The 17,562-nt window shown below is 65.2% G+C and carries 14 protein-coding genes; 5 read left to right on the top strand and 9 right to left on the bottom strand.

Going from position 1 to position 17,562, the window contains the following annotated elements:
• Positions 1-196 precede the first annotated feature (196 nt).
• On the top strand, positions 197-919 hold the full coding sequence (queC, locus tag JAB1_RS28100; protein ID WP_034784336.1) for a 7-cyano-7-deazaguanine synthase QueC: 723 nt from the start codon (positions 197-199) through the stop codon (positions 917-919).
• A gap of 78 nt (positions 920-997) precedes the next feature.
• Entirely contained in the window at positions 998-1,915 is a 918-nt protein-coding gene (locus JAB1_RS28095) for a sterol desaturase family protein (RefSeq protein ID WP_070283064.1), read from the top strand.
• Here the strand turns inward: JAB1_RS28095 and JAB1_RS28090 are convergent.
• The 5 genes from JAB1_RS28090 to JAB1_RS28070 form a co-directional block, all read right to left on the bottom strand.
• Entirely contained in the window at positions 1,899-2,582 is a 684-nt protein-coding gene (locus tag JAB1_RS28090; RefSeq protein WP_070282950.1) for an AraC family transcriptional regulator, read from the bottom strand. The two genes, JAB1_RS28095 and JAB1_RS28090, sit on opposite strands and share 17 nt — an antisense overlap.
• A 46-nt stretch (positions 2,583-2,628) precedes the next feature.
• Positions 2,629-3,861, bottom strand: coding sequence for a RhtX/FptX family siderophore transporter (locus tag JAB1_RS28085; RefSeq protein ID WP_070282948.1), 1,233 nt, complete (start codon positions 3,859-3,861; stop codon positions 2,629-2,631).
• The gene (locus JAB1_RS28080) at positions 3,858-4,256 is read right to left on the bottom strand and encodes a cupin domain-containing protein (RefSeq protein ID WP_070282946.1); all 399 of its coding nucleotides are present in this window, start codon (positions 4,254-4,256) and stop codon (positions 3,858-3,860) included. Before JAB1_RS28080 ends, JAB1_RS28085 begins: the two co-directional genes overlap by 4 nt.
• Before the next feature lie 7 nt (positions 4,257-4,263).
• Complete coding sequence (locus JAB1_RS28075; protein ID WP_254672291.1) at positions 4,264-6,384, bottom strand: TonB-dependent siderophore receptor; 2,121 nt, start codon at positions 6,382-6,384, stop codon at positions 4,264-4,266.
• Positions 6,385-6,491: 107 nt separating this feature from the next.
• Positions 6,492-7,322: an AraC family transcriptional regulator gene (locus JAB1_RS28070; protein ID WP_175445129.1), complete on the bottom strand. Its 831-nt coding sequence runs from the start codon at positions 7,320-7,322 to the stop codon at positions 6,492-6,494.
• Positions 7,323-7,671: 349 nt separating this feature from the next.
• On the opposite strand from JAB1_RS28070, the gene JAB1_RS28065 reads away from it, so the two are divergent.
• On the top strand, positions 7,672-10,671 hold the full coding sequence (locus JAB1_RS28065; protein ID WP_254672289.1) for a CHASE domain-containing protein: 3,000 nt from the start codon (positions 7,672-7,674) through the stop codon (positions 10,669-10,671).
• Here JAB1_RS28065 and JAB1_RS28060 read toward each other — a convergent pair whose 3' ends face one another.
• A complete protein-coding gene (locus tag JAB1_RS28060) occupies positions 10,672-11,046 on the bottom strand; it encodes a hypothetical protein (RefSeq protein WP_052140298.1) in 375 nt (124 codons plus the stop codon). It lies immediately after the preceding gene.
• Between the two features lie 212 nt (positions 11,047-11,258).
• Between JAB1_RS28060 and JAB1_RS29785 the strand changes: the two genes are divergently transcribed.
• Positions 11,259-11,495 (top strand): hypothetical protein, encoded by a 237-nt coding sequence (locus JAB1_RS29785; protein ID WP_139144712.1) that lies wholly within the window; start codon positions 11,259-11,261, stop codon positions 11,493-11,495.
• 84 nt (positions 11,496-11,579) lie between these two features.
• Here the strand turns inward: JAB1_RS29785 and JAB1_RS28055 are convergent, their stop codons facing one another.
• Positions 11,580-12,218, bottom strand: coding sequence for a PEP-CTERM sorting domain-containing protein (locus JAB1_RS28055; protein WP_139144711.1), 639 nt, complete (start codon positions 12,216-12,218; stop codon positions 11,580-11,582).
• A 359-nt stretch (positions 12,219-12,577) separates the two neighbouring features.
• Here JAB1_RS28055 and JAB1_RS28050 point away from each other — a divergent pair, with 359 nt between their 5' ends.
• Positions 12,578-13,087 carry a hypothetical protein gene (locus JAB1_RS28050; protein WP_034784327.1) on the top strand — a complete coding sequence of 170 codons (510 nt, stop codon included), beginning with the start codon at positions 12,578-12,580 and terminating at the stop codon, positions 13,085-13,087.
• 70 nt (positions 13,088-13,157) lie between these two features.
• On the opposite strand, the gene JAB1_RS28045 is transcribed toward JAB1_RS28050, so the two are convergent.
• Both JAB1_RS28045 and JAB1_RS28040 read right to left on the bottom strand, forming a co-directional pair.
• The gene (locus JAB1_RS28045; protein WP_070282943.1) at positions 13,158-16,313 is read right to left on the bottom strand and encodes a CusA/CzcA family heavy metal efflux RND transporter; all 3,156 of its coding nucleotides are present in this window, start codon (positions 16,311-16,313) and stop codon (positions 13,158-13,160) included.
• Between the two features lie 25 nt (positions 16,314-16,338).
• The gene (locus tag JAB1_RS28040) at positions 16,339-17,556 is read right to left on the bottom strand and encodes an efflux RND transporter periplasmic adaptor subunit (RefSeq protein WP_070282941.1); all 1,218 of its coding nucleotides are present in this window, start codon (positions 17,554-17,556) and stop codon (positions 16,339-16,341) included.
• Between the last annotated feature and the right edge of the window lie 6 nt (positions 17,557-17,562).

The raw sequence follows: 17,562 nt of genomic DNA, 5'->3' as shown, positions 1-17,562 counted from the left end.
ATCCGTGGTCGTATCGCCTTGCCGGCAGCCGTATGCCGTATGGGTCGTGCAGAAAACATGGTGCTCCAGATGAGTAAATGCTGACTGCATGTTACCGGAATAGGTAAACTGATGGCGGACGAATAAGTATTTTTTGCATGGGGAATCCTGTTTCCCTGCGCACTATTGGACAGAATAAAACTGAAAGAAAGAAATTATGCTAGCAACGGACTCCGCACTGGTGCTCTTCAGCGGTGGACAAGATTCCACCACCTGCCTGGCCTGGGCCTTGAAACACTATAGCCGCGTGGAAACCATCGGCTTTGACTATGGACAGCGCCACGCGATCGAACTGACCGTGCGTCCTGGCGTACTGGAGCAGATGCGCCAGCAGTCGCCCGAATGGGATAGCCGCCTGGGCCAGGATCACATGATCGATCTGTCCCTGATTTCCGCCATTTCCGATACGGCCATGACGCAGAACGTCGAGATCGTCATGCAGGAAAACGGCTTGCCGAACACTTTTGTTCCTGGACGCAACTTGCTGTTCATGACCGTGGCCGCCACCGTGGCGTACCGCCGCGGCTTGACGGTGCTCGTCGGCGGCATGTGCGAGACGGATTTTTCCGGCTACCCGGATTGCCGTGACGACACAATGAAGGCCCTGCAAGTGGCCCTGAACCTGGGCATGAATACGCGATTGAAGCTGGAAACGCCGCTGATGTGGCTGGACAAGGCGCAAAGCTGGGACCTGGCGGAAGACCTGGGCGGCCAGCCCCTGGTCGACCTGATCCGCAGCGGCACGCATACGTGCTACCTGGGCGAGCGGGGCGAGCTGCACGACTGGGGCTATGGCTGCGGCACCTGCCCCGCCTGCGCCCTGCGCGCGAATGGCTACCAGCAATACGCGGCGAGAAAGGCTGCAAAGCAGGCCAAATAAGCAGCTTGCGCCGTTTCTTCAAGCAGCGGGGCGGGGGACAAGGCCATGCTGTGGTTTTTGCCACAGGAGTACCTTGCCATGAAATCCCTCTTTGCCGCGCTGTACGGCCCCGCGTTCTGGGCCGGCTTCATCGGCGCCGCCAGTTACCTGATTGCGGTGTGTCATTACTCTCTCTGGGTCTTGCCGCCCTTGCTGCTGCTGGCCCTGCTCACTTCCTTTCTTGCCGAACGCTATCTGCCGTATGACGGCGCGTGGAACCACGATCACGGCGACGGCTGGCGCGACAGCCTGCATGCGCTCGTCAATGAAGCGCTGTATCTGCTGGGCCTGGCTGCCTTTCCCTTGCTGGCCGGGCACCTGGCGCTGGGCGCATTCTGGCCAGTCCAGCTGCCGTTCTGGGCGCAACTGTTGATGGCGATCGTCATCGCCGATTGCGGCATCACGCTCGTGCATTACCTGAGCCACCGCTATTATTTTCTGTGGAAACTGCATGCCGTGCACCACAGCGTGCAGCGCCTGTATGGCTTCAATGGCTGGATGAAGCACCCGCTGCACCTGCTGCTGGAAGCGGCGGGCGGCATGCTGCCCTTGCTGCTGCTGGGCATACCGGAGCGTGTCATGGCCGTGCTGGCGTTTGCCGTGGCGATCCAGCTGTTGCTGCAGCATGCGAATGTCGACATGCGCATGGGCCCGCTGCGCCAGATATTCGCCTGGGCGCCATTGCACCGTTTTCATCACATGAAATACGGCACGGCCGGCGACGTGAACTTCGGCCTGTTTTTTACCTGCTGGGACCGCTTGCTGGGCACGCGTTTCGATGCACCGGGCTACCGCATGCGGGGCGAGGACCTGGGCATCGGCAGCCGTCCCGATTATCCGGCCGCATACGGGGCGCAACTGCTGGAACCGTTCCGCGTGGAAGAGGGCGTGCGGGCGCCCGAGTTGCCGGCCGGCTTGAAGCAGGCGCTGCATCGAAAACTTAGTCGAGCAGCTTGACGTCGAGCTGGCGCAAGCTGCGGTCGGCGCGCACGCCAAACAGGCTGCGCATGGTGCGCGAAAAATGCGCGGCATCGGCAAAGCCGGCGCCGTGGGCCGCCTCCGTCAGGGTACTGCCGAGCAGGATGAAACGGATGGCCAGGCGCAGGCGGCGCCACAGCACCAGGCGTCGCACGGGCAGGCCCAGCTGGGCGCTGAACAGGCGTTCCAGCTGGCTCAGCGACAAATGCGCCGCCTCGGCCACGGCGGCCGCGCTGACCTTGCCCGACAGCAGCGCATCGACCTTGTCCAGCGCCCGCCGCAAGCGGGGATCGGGCAAGCGTTCGCGTGGCTGCGCCTGCAGCGCGGCGGCCAGATTGTCCAGGCTGGGTACGCCGGCGCTGGCGGCTGCTGCCAGCAGGGCCGCGCCGCCCAGGCGCTGCGGCTCCGCATAGATGGTCAGCAGGGGCGCCGGCGCGGCCAGGATGGCGTGCGGGCGCAGGCTGTCGATCAGCAAGTCCCGCGCCGTGTGGACGATGCCGTCGAGCTTGGCCGTGAAGGGCGCGCCCGTGCTCAGCATCAACTGGTGCGCATAATGGGCGTGGCTGTCCGTGGCGCCCGCTGCGCCATGCAAAATGGCAAAGTCTGGCGCCAGCCATAGGGTTCCCTGCCAGCGGTCGTCGTGCAAGCGATGCTCCCGTGTCTGCAATCGCCAGCACTGTACAGCAGAGCGCTCAGGCCCGCTGGCGTTGCTGCGCCAACTGGCGCGCCAGCAGCATGGCCAGCAGGGCGCAGACGATGCCGAGCGTGAAACTGCCGCCGTAGCCGGCCGTGGCCGCCACGCCCGTCAGGGTGGACGAGGTGAGGATTTCACCGCCGTCGCGCATGCTTTGCACGGCCGTCATGTCCGTGCCCGCCTGGCCGCTCTGGTGGGCAAACTGCATCGCCATGGTCAGCATGGAGACCGATGCGCAGCCGGCGCCGAAGCAGCCCAGCGCCGTCGCCAGCCAGACTAGGCTGGACGGCAGGGGCGCCGCCATCGCTGCCAGCCACAGCCACAGCCACAGGCCGGCAGCGGCCGCCGAGACGCCTATACCCAGCAGGAAGATGCGCTGCGGGCCATGGCGGCCGATTAGCCAGGCGCCGCCGCCACAGCCCAGCAGCACGGTGATCATGCCACCGGCCATGCCCACCTTGCCGACATCTTCCAGCGGCCAGCCGGCGTCGACCAGCAGCAGTTTCGACAGGCCATAGCCGGCCACGGCTGTCATGGACGACAAAAAGGCGATGCCCAGCAGCGCCGGCGCACCGGGCCGGCGGATGAAGCCGCGCAAGCTGGCCTTGCCCGTTGCCGTGAGCGAAGCCGGCAGCGGGGCCGCGAGCGGCGTTTCGCGCCACAGCACGACGAGCGCCAGGCTGGCCGCACCGATCGCCGCCAGCGCCAGCAGCGCCACGCGTTGATCGAACATGCCCGACAGCATCAATACCCCGGAGCCGCCCGTGAAAAATCCCACCATGGTGCCGCCCACCTGCAAGGCGTTGGCGCGGCCCAGCGCGGCGCCTTCGAAGCGTTCGGCCAGCAGGCCGTCGGTGGCGATATCCTGCGTGGCGCTGGCCAGCGAACCCATCGCTGCCAGGGCGACGATCAGCGGCGCCGTGGCGGCCGACAGTCCCAGCAGGGCGGCGCCCAGCAGGCAGGCGGCGGCCAGGGCCTGCATCGGCAGCAGCCAGCTGCGGCGCCGGCCCACGCTGGCATTCCAGCGGTTGTCGACTTGCGCCGCCCAGAGAAATTTCAGGACCCAAGGCAAGCCCACCAGCGGCAAAAAAGCCAGGGCGTCGAGTGGCGCGCCGTCGCGGCGCAGCATGGCCGGCAGCGCTTCCATGGCCAGCCCCAGCGGCACGCCTTGCGTGAAGTACAGGGCCGCCACCATCAGCCACAGGTGCGCCCGCCGCAGTGCCGGCCTCATGCGGCACCGCCCACTTTGCGGTGTTCGCTGCCGATGCTGGGCGTGATGAACAGCAGGCGTCCGGGGACGTCCACCTGCAGCCGGTGCCAGGTGCCGCGCGGCACGATGCAGGCTTGCCCCGCCTGCAAGGCGACGCGGCGTTCCGCGCCATCGTCCGTTTGCAGCACCAGTTCGATGCTGCCTTCGAGCAGGCACAGGGTTTCGTCGCCGCGCGGGTGGCGCTCCCAATGGTCGCCGTGCACGGACTGGGTGTCGCTGACGTGCTTGACGCCGATGATCCAGTCGGCGCGGCTCTTGCCGCGTGCATGGTAGGGAATGGCCAGGGCCAGCGCATCGGCGTGCAGCGCGAGCAGGTGGCCATCGAGCGGGAAAATGTTCAAGGTGTTGTCGTTCATGGGGGCCTCAATACTGGGCGCGCAGGGACAGCATCACGCTGCGCGGCTCGCCATAGCGGTTGTTCCAGGCCGTGCCGGACAGGCTCTGGTAATAGTGTTTGTCGAACAGGTTGTTGATATTGAGCGCGGCCGTGAAGTGGCGGTCGATGCGCCAGCCCAGGCGGGCATGGGCCAGCGCATAGCCGCCCTGGCGCAGCGTCACGCCGCCCGAGGTGACGCTGTAGCGGCTTTGCGCCTGCACGCCCAGCCCGGCGCTCAAACGGCGTCCGGCCCATGGCAGGGTGGCGTTGGCCCACGCGCGCAGGATGTGGGCGGGCGCGAAGCTGGCAAACGGCTGACCCTGCGATGCGGCATCCTTCAGGTAGCGCGTCGTGTTGTAGCTGTAGCCGGCCGACAGGTTCAGGTCGGGCGTCAGCTGGCCGTTCGCTTCCGCTTCCAGGCCGCGGCTTTGCACTTCGCCGCCGGCGATGTAGTAGCAGACGTTGCCCGCGCAAGGGAAATTCGGATCTTCCTGGGCCCGCTTGTTCTGACGGATCTGGTACACGGCCAGGGAAACGTCGAGCTTGCCATTCGCCAGCGCGCCCTTGATTCCCGCTTCCAGGTTGTTGCCCGTTACCGGGTCCAGCGTCTTGCCGTCGACGGTGGCCTGGCTTTGCGGCTGGAACACTTGCGTGTAGCTGCCATAGCCAGACCATTGCGGCGACAGGGCGTAGACCAGGCCGCCATACGGTGTCAGCTGGGTATCCGGTTCCACGCGCGCCGTGCGCGTTTCCTGTTTCCAGCGGCTCAGGCGCGTGCCTGCGATGGCCGTCAGCGCGTCGCTCACCTGGAAGCGCCCCATGGCATAGGCGCCCCACTGGCTGACCTTGGTCGGGCCGCGCGAGGCATACGCGCTGGTGGCCGGTTCCGCCAGCGCGTACGGGTTCCAGTGGAAGACGTCATGGGTGCCCTTCGGCGTCGGCAGGAAGCTGGCGGAGAACTGCTCGCTGGACGTGTGCTGGACGTTGGCGCCCAACAACAATTCATGCTGGCGTCCGCCCAGGCGGAAGGGACCGCTGGCGTAGGCGTCCACACTGTTCTGGCCATTGTCGAAGCGGTAGGCGGCGCCCATCACGCTCGAGGATGGACGCTGGTCGCGGCGCGCGGCGCCATATGCACCCGCGTATTTCAGGAAGGAATCCCCGGACAGGTGATTGGCCTGCACCTTGGCTTGCCAGCCATTGGCAAAATGCTGCTCCAGGCTGGCGAAGACGCGCTGGGTATCCCAGTCGAACTGGTCCCAGGCCGCATCGAGATAGGTGGAACGGGGCAAGCCGATATCGCCGCCGTCCGCATAGCGGGGCACGCCTGCCATGTTGGTGATGGAACGGATGCGCTGTTTCTGTACACCCGCGCTGAGCGTGCTGCCCGGCGCCAGATCCAGTTCGGCGACGCCATACAGATTGCTGCTGTTCTGCTGCGCCACGTCATAGAAAAAGCCCCGTTCCTCGTGCGTGGCGACGACGCGCGCGCGCAGCGTGGCCGCGGCGTTCAGGGGGCCGCCGATGTCGGCTTCGCCACGGCGCCGGTCCCAGCTGCCGGCCGACAGCGCACCTTGCGCGGCGAAGTTCTTTTGCGGCCGCTTGGCCACCAGGTTGACGGTGGCGGCAGGGTTGCCGCTGCCATGCAGCAAGCCATTCGCGCCGCGCAGGATTTCCACGCGTTCCAGCATCGCCATGTCTTGCTGCGGACTGGCCATGTTGCCCATCAGCACGGGCACGCCGTCCTGTTCGAAGGAATCGATCTTGAAGCCGCGCGCATAGTAGGCCGTGGTCAGCAGCTGGAATGGCTGCACGGTGGTGCCCGTCGCCTGCTGCAGCACGTCGTCGAGCGTCTGCAGGTTTTGTTCCTGCATGCGTTCCTGGCTGATGATGCTCAGCGACTGCGGCGTGTCCTTCAGCGAGGCGCCCGTCTTGCCCATGCTGGCGCCCGCTTCGCGCGTGGCCGTGACGGCGATGACGGGCAGGCTGGCCTCGGGGGCCGGCGCGTCGGCCGCCTGCGCCAGGGGGCTGCAGCCGAGGGCGGCCAGGACGTGCAGGGCATGCCGGGGCCAGCGCACGCCGCGTGGGGGGAGGGGAAACATTGCCATGAAAAACCGGACCTTTCGTATTGAGAATCAATCTCAATATGGTAAGGATGGAGGGCGTCAGGACGTTAAGGATTGCCGCTGTTTTCCTGGCGATTGCGCGTATTGCGTCAGGCGCAGCGCAGGTCGCTGGGGGAAACGCCGTAGCGCTGCCGGAACACCTTGCTGAAATGCGAATCCGTGTAGCCGCAGGCATGCGCCGCGTCGGCTACGCTGATGTTGCCAGCCGCCAGCATGCGGTACGCCAGTTCCAGCCGCTGCTCGCGCACGTAGGCGAAGACGCTGGTGCCGAACTGCTGGCGAAAGCCCTGGCTCAGGGTGCTGGCGTTGGTGCCGGCCAGGCGCGCCAGTTCCGGCAAGGTGGGCGGTGCGTGCAGGCGCTGCAGCAAGATGTCGCGCGCCTGCTGCAGGCAGCGCAGCTGGCGCGTGCCGGGCGCCGTCTCGGCCGCGGCGCCGGTGCCGGTCAGGCCGTCCATCACGGCGGCCGTCAGTTCCAGCGCCTTGCCGGACAAATACAGCTGGCGCAGCGGACCGGCCAGCGGGCACAGCATGATTTGCCGGCCCAGCGCCTGCACGGCCTTGCCGGCATATCCGTTCGCCGTGGCCATGGTCTGCCGCGCGGCCGGAGCGATGCGCCGCGCCAGCGAACCCAGCTCGGCGCCGAAGGTGTCGTGCAAGGCCTGCATCGGCATGCGTACGCTCAGGTACTGCAGCGGTTGCCGTGCCGCATAGTGGTGGCTGACGGAAAACGGCGTGTCGCTCAGGCTGATATGGAAGGCCGGGCCTTCGACACTCACGGCGCCACCGCTTTGCAGTTGATAATCCAGCTGGCCGCCCAGGACCAGCACCAGTTTCAATCCTGCCTCATTGTGTTCGATGCTGTGCGCCGGCGCCGGAAAGGACAGGGTGCCCGCGCTGAGTTCCAGCGTTGGCGTGGCCAACGGTAGTTGCCAGGAAGTGTCATGGGAGGAAGGCGGCTGGGAGGGCATCGTCGAGGGTGTGGAGGAAAAGCGGGATGATCATTATAAATGAGAATCATTATCAGTTGCGATGGCGTCGACTTTGTGCTGGGAAAACTCAGTTGCAGCTTCGCAATTCGTGGTCTTTTTAATACAATATTCAGCATTGCAAGGGCGCCCGCTGTAACGTACTATCATTCTCATCGACTACCGATGGTAGTCGTGCGGCCCGCCGCCAGCCATGTTGCTGGCCGTGTAGCGGTTTGATGTCCGTCCTGCTTTTTCGCCTGCCATGTCTACACGCGCGTCTACGTCGTGGTTTGCTCGTTCAGTGTCGCACTGGCTGGGACCGCGCGCGTTGGCCTCGCTGGTGCTGGCGCTGTGCCTGGGATTGACGTATGGCGCCTGGCGCAATGCCGACGACGCCAGCGAACAGCAAGTGCAGGCCGATTTTGACTTCCGCGTGCGCGAACTGGTGGGCAACATCGTCGGCCGCATGCAGACCTACATCCAGGTGCTGCACGGGGTGCAGGGCCTGTATGCCAGTTCGCAGGAAGTCACGCGCCGCGAATTCCATGCCTATCTGGCGGTGCAGCAAGTGGACCGCCACTTTCCCGGTATTCACGGCATCGGCTACCTGCCGCTGCTGTCCGGCGCCGCCCTGGCACGGCATGAGGCCAGCGTGCGCGCGGACGGCTATCCCGGCTATGCCGTGCGTCCGCACGGCCAGCGCGATTGGCATGCGCCCATCACTTATCTGGAACCTTTGAGCGAGAGCAACCTGCTGGCCTTCGGCTATGACATCGGGTCCGAATCCGTGCGCCGGGCCGCGCTGGAGCAGGCGCGCGACACGGGGCAAGCCGCCATGACGGGCAAGATCCACCTGGTGCAGGATGGCGGCAGCGCCCGGGCGCATGGCTTCCTGGTCGTATTGCCCGTGTATGACAATGGCTTGCCGCACGCCAGCGTGGAGCAGCGGCGCGCCGCCTTGCGCGCCTGGGTGTTTGCGCCGTTCCGCATGGGGGATCTGATGGCGGGCGTGGGCGGCGAGGGCGCGCGCCAGCTGGATCTGGAAATCTATGATGGCGCGCAACTGGCCGAGGCGGCCCTGATGTATGACAGCTTGCCGGGCGCCTTGTCGTCTGTCGCCTCGGACAGCCTGGTGTCGCAGCAGGCGATCACCATCGCCGGCCATGCCTGGACCTTGCGCATGCGCGCCATGCCGGGCTTTGATGGCGAACTGCTGGCGCGGCCCCGCCTGGTGGCCTGGACCGGCTTGCTGGCCAGCATCGGGCTGGCGCTGGCCACCTGGCTGCTGGCGGCGGGCCGCGCCCGCGCCCAGGCGGCGCTGGCGCGCTCGAGCGAACTGACCGGCCAGCTGGAGCAGGGGCAGGCGAGCGTGCTGGCCATGGCCGAGGCGGCGCAGCGCAGCCAGGCCATGCTGCGCAGCATCCTCGATTCGACCATCGACGGCATTCTGGTCGACAATACCGATGGCCGCATCTTCACGTCGAACCGGCGCTTCCGCGACCTGTGGCAAGTGCCCGATGCACTCGACTGGCAAGCCGATGGCGCGGCGCTGGTGCGCCATGTGGAAAGCCAGCTGGAGCAGGCGGCGCCGTTCCTCGGGGCACGCGCCCACGCGCCGCATGGCCACCGCGAGCGGCGCGACGTGCTGCACCTGCGCGATGGACGGGTGGTCGAGCAATATGTGCGCAGCATGCAACTAGGCAATGAACAGGCGCGCCTGTGGACCTTCCGCGATATCAGCGAGCGCAGTCAGATGGAACGGCGCGAACATACGCGGCGGCAAGTGCTGGAAATGCTGGCCACGGGCGCGCCGCTGGAACGGGTGCTGGAAAGCGTGGTGCTGAGCGTGCAAGCGGACCATCCCGCCATGCTGTGCAGCATCTTGCTGCTCGATGAAAGCCGCCACCGCCTGGTGCTGGGCGCTGCGCCGAGTTTGCCTGCGTTTTTCAACCTGGCCAGCCATGGCCATGACCTCGATACCCTGCAGGGCGTGCATGGCATCGCCGCGCAAGCCGTGCGCGACGGCCAGCGCGTGATCGTCGGCGACCTGCATGCCGATGCGCAGGAAACGATGGAACTGGCGTGGCGGGCCCAGCTGCAATCGTGCTGGGCCGAGCCCGTGCGTGGCGGCTCGGGCAAGCTGCTCGGTGTGCTGATGGCGTATCACCGCCAGCCGACGCTGCCGGGCGCGGCGCATCTGGCGCGGCTGAGCGAGGCGGCGCACCTGGCCGGCATGGCCATCGAACAGGCGCAAGTGGCGCTGGCCCTGCGCGCCGGCGAAGCGCGTTTCCGCAGCCTGTACGACCATGCGCCCGTGGCCCTGTGGGAACAGGACTGGTCGGCCGTGCGCGCCGCGCTCGATGCCTTCGAACAAGCGGGCGTGCGCGACCTGGGCGCCCACTTCCAGGCCAATCCGGACGCGCTGCGGCAACTGGCGGGGCTGGTGCGCATCATCGATGCGAATGGCGCCGCGCTGGCGCAGGTGCGCGCCAACGAGGACGATCAGCGCCGCGGTGCGCTGGGCCTGGCGCAGAATTTCGACGACAGCGCCTTGCCCCGTTTCGGCGACGCGCTGCTGGCGCTGGCTGGCGGCGCCCACCTGTACGAGTGCGAGAGCAGCTTCGTGCGTCTCGATGGCGCGGCGCGGCAAAATGAATTGAGCTTGCTGGTGATGCCCGGCCATGCGGACAGCCTCGATTTCGTCATGGTGTCCTCGCTCGATATCACCGAGCGCAAGCGCATGAACGCGGAACTGCTGCAACTGGCCACCACGGATTTCCTGACCGGCTTGCCGAACCGGCGCCACTTCATGGCGTCACTGGAAAACGAGCATGCCCGCTTGCAGCGTGAGCTGGCCAGCTGCGCCAGCGTGCTGATGCTCGATATCGATCACTTCAAGCGCGTCAACGACGAGTATGGCCACGCCGTGGGCGATGCCGTGCTGCGCCACCTGGGCGCGCTGATGTGCCAGGCGCTGCGCAAGGTCGACGTACCGGGCCGCGTGGGCGGCGAAGAATTCGCCATCCTGCTGCCGGGCACCGACCTGTCGGCAGCGGCCGTGTTTGCCGAACGGCTGCGCCGGCGCGTGGCGGAAAGCTCGCTGACCATCGATGGCGGCATCGTGATCACCATCACGGTGAGCATCGGCATGGCCGCCATGGCCGGCACCGATGCCGATTGCGACGCCGTGCTGGCGCGCGCCGACGAGGCGCTGTACCGGGCCAAGCGGGGCGGGCGCAACCGTATCGAGCAGAATGACGGCGGCAGCGACGGCGTGCTCAGCAAGTTCATGGCGCAATGATTACAGGCTGTGCTGACGCGCTTGCGCCTGCTTGCGGTTGCGGCTGACGATCAGCCAGACGATGGCGACGGGAATGAGCAGCGGCAGCAGCACGGGCGTGCTCAATGCCAGCGCCAGTACCACGCAGAGCGCCACCACCGCGATCAGCACCACGCCCACGCCGGCCAGGACGACGCCTGTGATGACGGCGGCGCACACCACCGCAATGGCGGCGATCAGCAAGCCGCCGCCGGCAAACACCAGGCCGAACAGCCATTCCAGCGGACCGTCGACATCGTCGCCGTTGAACTGCATGTGCATGTCGCTGCCGCCGATCTTGTCGAGGAACAGGCAGGCGAGCATGACGATGAGGACGAAGGTGAGCAATTTTTTCATGGTGAGCCTCGGTGTGTGGGTGATGGGGTGTTGCATGATCACACTGTAGGGGCGCGCCCGGCTTGCCGCCAGCGGCGTGCGACAGGCCGTCATTTTCACGGTATGGAAGGCGCTGGAGGGACGAAAAACGCTGATCTGGAACAAGATTTCTTTTCTTGTAATGTGCGCAAGCCGTCCTATACTGAATACCTCAGTCTCGCAAGGAGGGCAACATGCTTTTGTTTGCAGATACCGGGGATCAATCGCTATCCTCCTCTGACCATCAAATCACGCGCCAGCGTAGCGCCACGCAGTCCTGCGCCGAGCCCGTCGGCGCGCCATCGGCGATACCGCCGATCATCATCACCCCATTCAACTACCATGCACCGCTGCCGGCCATCGACCCGCGCTGGGTGCCGCCCGGTCCTCCGCTGACCTGGCCCAACCGGCCTGCCATGTCCATGTGTTGAGGCGGCGATAAAGCGTTGCCGTCCATGCGATGGCTGGTTGTGAAAAAAGCCCGCGTCGCGGGCTTTGGCTTGCGCATGGCCGTGTTATGACGCTTTGCGGCGCAGCATGAAACCCAGCAGGCCCAGACCGGCCAGCAGCATGGCGTATGTTCCTGGTTCCGGCACGGCGGCGATGTAGGCGTGGTTGTCGCTTTCAAACGCGTTCGTGTTTGGCGAATGGAAGGCGACCGAGGTGAAGCTCGCCCCTTGGCCGGCCCAGGCGTTGATATACAGGCCGACGGACTGGTCGCCATTCGGACTGACGCCGCCCAGGGCGGCCATTTGCGAACCGGTCAGGACGACTGTGCTGTTGTCGCCCATGGTGAAGACGATGCTGTTGTACGTGTCGGGCGATCCCATGTAAAAGCCAAAATAGCTGAGCCCGCCGCTGAAGGTGGCCGTGCCTGGCGTGATCTGGCCATCCGAGACGCCGACGGAATAGAAGGCCGTCAAGTCATTCGGCGGTTGCGCGGCGTAGCTGGGGTGGTTGCTGGTAAACACGGCGCCCGTGTAGTTGCCGGGTAGTAAACCATCGTTGAAATTGATCGTCGTGGCGCCTGCGACCGAGGTGACAAGGCCTTCCCCTGCCAGTGCCGTGCCGCCGGCAGTGAAGGTGGGGACGGCGCTTGCGGTACCTGCGGCGACCGTCAGCGTGGCCAAGGCCAGCGTAGTCAAGATTTTCATGTGAGTCCCTCTGATAAGTATAGTTATATGCAGCGGTAATGGACGATAGAGATGCCTGGCGTGGCGGGGCAGTGCGGCGCGCGGGGACGAGGGACGTCGCGTGAGAAAAGAATTTCTTGGAGCCAAGCATTACTACATGCAATATTTAAATACAAAAAACACAATTCAGATTGCAAAATAATAATAGGTTTACTTGAGAAATATCAAAGCTCGATTACTAGAGTAAAGCTACTACATTGATAGCTTGTCTTCTTGCCGGGATCGACTATGGCGGGCCGCGCCTTACCTTGCGGCAAGGCGGCACGGGTGGGCGTTTTCGACTATCATGCTAGCCCCGACCTTCCATCACGAGCACCGCCATGAGTACCGATTTTCCCGACTTTTCCGACGAAGCAGCCGAGCAAGACAATGACGCCCCGATCCAGGAGCCGCGCCTGTGGGTAGGCAATGGCTGGACGGCGCGCGTGATCAAGAACGAGGAAGATGAGGGCTGGGCCGTGGCCATGATCAAGGATGGCGAACCGGAGCCGGCCCTGGTGGGCCCGTGGACCATGGGACGCGACAAGAAAAATCCGAAGCCGCTCGACGTCAACGCGTTCAACACGCTGGTCAAGACGGCTTCGGAAGTGCTGCGCCGCCATGAGCAGCAGCTGCATGCTCAATTGCACAAGAACCTGTTTGTCGCCACCGACGAGGGGCAAGTCAAGGTGATGTTCGACATCGTGCCCGACGAAGAGCACCCGTATGCGGAACTGAGCGCCTACGACGCCGACGGCGAGCAGATCGCCAAGGTGCGCACCTCGGCCGCCTTCAAGTTCAACGCCACATCAGCGGCGAACTGGATCGAAGGCGGCTACCGCCGGCCTTGACAGGCGTAGGTCGGATTAGGCCTGAAAGGCCGTAATCCGACGCCACCACCAGCGTCAATAATGTGCCGGATTACGCGCTTGCGCGCTCATCCGACCTACCTCTTGCGGCATACGCCAGCCGGTACAGCAGCGGCAGCACCAGCAGGGTCAATGCCGTCGAAGATAAAATGCCGCCGATCACCACGGTGGCCAGCGGACGCTGCACTTCAGCGCCCGTGCCCGTGGCGATGGCCATCGGCACGAAACCCAGCGACGCCACCAGCGCCGTCATTAGCACCGGCCGCAAGCGCGTGATGGCCCCTACACGTATCGCCTCCTGCAAGGGCATGCCCTGTTCGCGCAGCTGGCGGATATAGGCGATCATCACGAGGCCGTTCAGCACGGCCACGCCGGACAGGGCGATGAAGCCGACTGCGGCCGAGATCGACATGGGAATGTCGCGCAGCCACAGGGCGACGATGCCGCCCGTCAAGGCGAACGGGATGCCGCTGAACACCAATAAGCCATCCTTCACGTTGCCGAACATGGCAAACAGCAAGACGAAGACGAGGGCCAGCGCTACGGGCACCACCAGCTCCAGGCGTTTCGTGGCCGACTGCAATTGCTCGAACTGGCCGCCCCAGCTGGTCCAGTAGCCGGGGGGAATGGCCACCTGCGCTTGCAGCTGCTGCGTGGCGTCGGCCACGAACGAGCCGATGTCGCGGCCGCGCACGTTGGCGCTGATGACGATGCGGCGCTTGCCGTCTTCGCGGCTGATCTGGTTCGGCCCCGGCGCCACTTGCAGGCTGGCCACTTCGCCCAGCGGGATGAAGCGGGCGCGGCCTTCCGCCGCCGCGCCCAGGGGCAGGGCGATGGGCAGGCGTTTGAGTTGCTCCAGATCGCTGCGCAGGCTGTCGGGCAGGCGCACGACGATGTCGAAGCGGCGGTCGCCCTGGAACAGGGTGCCCGCCTCTTGCCCGCCGATGGCCGTGGCAATTGCCGCCTGCACGTCGGCAATGTTGAGGCCGTAGCGGGCCGTCTGCTCGCGGTCGATCTGCACCGTCAGCATGGGCAGCCCCGTCGTCTGCTCGACCTTCACTTCCGTGGCGCCCGGAACCTTGCCCAGCACGCCGGCGATCTTCGCCGCCGTGCCGTCGAGCACGGCCATGTCGTCGCCGAACAGTTTGACGGCCACGTCGCTGCGCACGCCGGAAATCAGTTCATTGAAGCGCAGCTGGATCGGTTGCGAAAACTCGTAGTTGTTGCCCGGCAAGCTGGTGGCCGTCGCTTCGATTTCCGCCAGCAATTGCTCGCGCGATTTCCCGGGTTGCGGCCACTGGTCACGGGGCTTGAGCATGATGTAGCCGTCGGAAATATTCGGCGGCATGGGGTCGGACGCGATCTCGGCCGTTCCCGTGCGGGCGAATACGCGGGCGATTTCCTTGTGGTTTGCCATCAGCTTGCGTTCCAGCTGCTGCTGCATGGCCAGCGATTGCGTGAGGCTGGTGCCGGGGATGCGCAGGGCCTGGATGGCGATGTCGCCCTCGTTCAGGCTGGGCACGAATTCGCTGCCCATGCGCGTGGCCAGCAAACCCGACAGCACTACGGCCACGGCCGCGCCCGTCAGCACGACGGGCGTGTTGCGCATCACCTTGTCCAGCAGCGGCGCATACCAGCGCTTGGCCGCGCGCATGATGGCATTTTCCTTTTCCGCCACCTTGTCGCCGATAAACAGCGCCACGGCGGCCGGGATGAAGGTGATCGACAGCAGCATGGCGCCCAGCAGGGCGATGACGACCGTCAGGGCCATCGGCGTAAACATGCGGCCTTCCACGCCCGTGAGGGCAAAGATGGGCAGGTACACGACCATGATGATCAGCTGGCCATACAGCAGGGGGCGGCGCGCTTCTTGCGATGCCGCAAATACTTCGTGAAAACGTTCCTGCAAGGTCAACGGCCGTCCCAGTTTCTGCTGCGCATGGGCCAGGCGGCGCACGCAGTTTTCCACGATCACCACGGCGCCATCGATGATGATGCCGAAGTCCAGCGCACCCAGGCTCATCAGATTGGCGCTCACATGGTATTGCACCATGCCCGTAAACGTGAACAGCATGGCCAGCGGAATCACCATGGCCGTGATGACGGCCGCGCGGATATTTCCCAGGAACAGGAACAGGATGGCGATCACCAGCACGGCCCCTTCGAGCAGGTTTTTCTTCACCGTATTGATGGCCTTGTCGACGAGCACCGTGCGGTCATACACGGTGACGGCGTGCACGCCTTTCGGCAGGCTGCGGTTGATCTCCAGCATCTTCTTGTCGACGGCTTGCGAGACGGCGCGGCTGTTCTGGCCGATCAGCATGAAGACGGTGCCGAGTACCACTTCGCGGCCGTTTTCCGTGGCCGCGCCCGTGCGCAGCTCGCGCCCCAGCACCACGTCGGCCACGTCGCGGATGCGGATCGCCACGCCCTGCACATTGGCGACAACGATGTTGGCGAGGTCGCTTTTTGATGCCACCTGGCCCGGCGCGCGTATCAGCAACTGCTCGCCCTGCCTTTCGATGTAGCCGGCGCCCACGTTGCTGTTGTTGCGCTCGAGCGCCGTCACCACGTCTTGCAGGCTGATGCCGTACGCGGCCAGTTTTTCCGGATACGGCGCCACCTGGTATTGCTTGGCGTAACCGCCGATGGCATTGATTTCCGTGACACCCGTGACATTGCGCAACTGCGGCTTGATGATCCAGTCCTGGATTTCGCGCAAGTCCGTCGGCGTGTAAGGCGTGCCGTCGGGCTTTTTCGCGCCGTCCTGCGTTTCCACCGTCCACAGGTAGATTTCGCCGAGGCCCGTGGAGACGGGGCCCATCTTCGGCGTGATGCCGGCCGGCAGACTTTCCTTCGCCTCCTGCAAGCGCTCGTTGATCATCTGGCGCGCAAAATAAATGTCCGTGCCATCCTTGAAGATCACGGTGACTTGCGACAGACCATAGCGCGACAGCGAACGCGTCTGTTCCAAGTTGGGCAAGCCGGCCATGGCCGTCTCGATGGGGAACGTCACGCGCTGCTCGGTTTCCAGCGGCGAATAGCCGGCGGACTGGGTATTGATTTGCACCTGCACATTGGTGATGTCGGGCACGGCGTCGATGGGCAGCTTTTGATAGCTGTAGATGCCCAGGCCAGCCATGGCGGCCACGGCCAGCATCACCAGCCAGCGCTGGTCGATGGCGAAGCGGATCAAGCGTTCAAACATGATGGTTTCCTTAGCCTTGACGTGATCAGTGTTCGTGACCGGCGGAGTCCTTGCCCAGCTCGGACTTCAGGACAAAACTGCCTTGCGCCGCGTAGGGCGTGCCGGCGGCCAGCCCCTGCTTGATGTGCGTCAAGGTGCCATCGCTGCGGCCCAGCACCACGGGCGTGGCCTGGTAGCCATCTTTCACCTGCACGAAGACGACGGGCTTGTCTTCCACCGTCTGGATGGCCGTGCTGTGCACGGTGACAGGCGCGTCCGCTTCGCCGGAGACCACTTCCACCGTGACGAAGAGGCCCGGGCGCCAGGCCATGTCCGGGTTCAGCAAGCTGATGCGTGCCTTGGCCGTGCGCGTCTGCTCGCCCAGCAGCGCGCCCACATAGGTGATCGTGCCCTGCGCGCTGGCATCGAAGGCGGACGCTTTCACTTCCGCCTTGCCTCCCATGCGCACGGTGGCCAGGTCTTTTGCCGGCACGGCGATTTCCGCCCACACGGTCGACAGGTCGGAAATGACGAAGATGTTCGCGTCTTCCTTGACGGCTTCGCCCAGGGTGATATGTTTTTCCAGCACCATGCCGTCGAACGGCGCGCGGATGTCGTAGCGGTTCAGCGGACCCTTGCTGGCCCCGGTCCCGGAACCACTGGCGCCCAGCGCGCTGAGCTTTTGCTGCGCGTTCTGCACGGCGATTTCCGCCTCGCGCCACGCTTGCTGCGCCTGCAGGTAATCCTGTTCGGCCGAGATTTTTTCGCGCCACAGCTTTTCTTCGCGCTCATACGTGGACCGGGCCAGCGACAGCCGCCGCTGCGCCGACAGCAGTGCGCTGCGCTGTTCCGACAGTTCCGTGCTGGCGATGACGGCCAGCACTTGTCCCTTCTTGACCAGCTGGCCCAGGTCCGCGTGCACGGCTTCCACCACGCCAGCCAGGCGCGGCACGACGTGGGCCGTGCGGTCTTCATTGAAGCGGATTTCACCGGGCAGGGCGACCGTCGTCTTGATGCGGCCAGGCGCAGCCGTGGCGATGACGACGCCAGCCGCGCGGCTTTGCGCAGCCGTCAATTCCAGGCGGCCTTCCACTTCATCGTGGCCATGTTCGTCTTTCTTTTCAGCATGTGCTTCCGCCTTGGCGGCAGGGGCAGGAGGAGCGCTGGACTTGCCCGTGCCGAGGATCAGAGCCGCCAGGACGATGCCGGCGGCGGCGATGGAGACGATGGCGATCGCCTGCTTTTTGTTCAGTGTGATATTCATGGTCGG

It is taken from the genome of Janthinobacterium sp. MP5059B (assembly GCF_001758645.1).
In the GTDB taxonomy this organism is placed as follows: domain Bacteria; phylum Pseudomonadota; class Gammaproteobacteria; order Burkholderiales; family Burkholderiaceae_D; genus Janthinobacterium; species Janthinobacterium lividum.
Note: the sequence above shows the minus strand (reverse complement) of the source record. Positions and strands in the feature narration are given on the sequence as shown.

Excerpts from the sequence above, each read along its gene's own strand:
- JAB1_RS28075 (WP_254672291.1), bottom strand. The coding sequence starts at position 6,384 with ATGGCAATGTTTCCCCTCCCCCCACGCGGCGTGCGCTGGCCCCGGCAT.
- JAB1_RS28045 (WP_070282943.1), bottom strand. The coding sequence starts at position 16,313 with ATGTTTGAACGCTTGATCCGCTTCGCCATCGACCAGCGCTGGCTGGTG.
- JAB1_RS28040 (WP_070282941.1), bottom strand. The coding sequence starts at position 17,556 with ATGAATATCACACTGAACAAAAAGCAGGCGATCGCCATCGTCTCCATC.
- queC (WP_034784336.1), top strand. The coding sequence starts at position 197 with ATGCTAGCAACGGACTCCGCACTGGTGCTCTTCAGCGGTGGACAAGAT.
- JAB1_RS28080 (WP_070282946.1), bottom strand. The coding sequence starts at position 4,256 with ATGAACGACAACACCTTGAACATTTTCCCGCTCGATGGCCACCTGCTC.
- JAB1_RS28095 (WP_070283064.1), top strand. The coding sequence starts at position 998 with ATGAAATCCCTCTTTGCCGCGCTGTACGGCCCCGCGTTCTGGGCCGGC.
- JAB1_RS29785 (WP_139144712.1), top strand. The coding sequence starts at position 11,259 with ATGCTTTTGTTTGCAGATACCGGGGATCAATCGCTATCCTCCTCTGAC.
- JAB1_RS28055 (WP_139144711.1), bottom strand. The coding sequence starts at position 12,218 with ATGAAAATCTTGACTACGCTGGCCTTGGCCACGCTGACGGTCGCCGCA.
- JAB1_RS28085 (WP_070282948.1), bottom strand. The coding sequence starts at position 3,861 with ATGAGGCCGGCACTGCGGCGGGCGCACCTGTGGCTGATGGTGGCGGCC.
- JAB1_RS28050 (WP_034784327.1), top strand. The coding sequence starts at position 12,578 with ATGAGTACCGATTTTCCCGACTTTTCCGACGAAGCAGCCGAGCAAGAC.
- JAB1_RS28060 (WP_052140298.1), bottom strand. The coding sequence starts at position 11,046 with ATGAAAAAATTGCTCACCTTCGTCCTCATCGTCATGCTCGCCTGCCTG.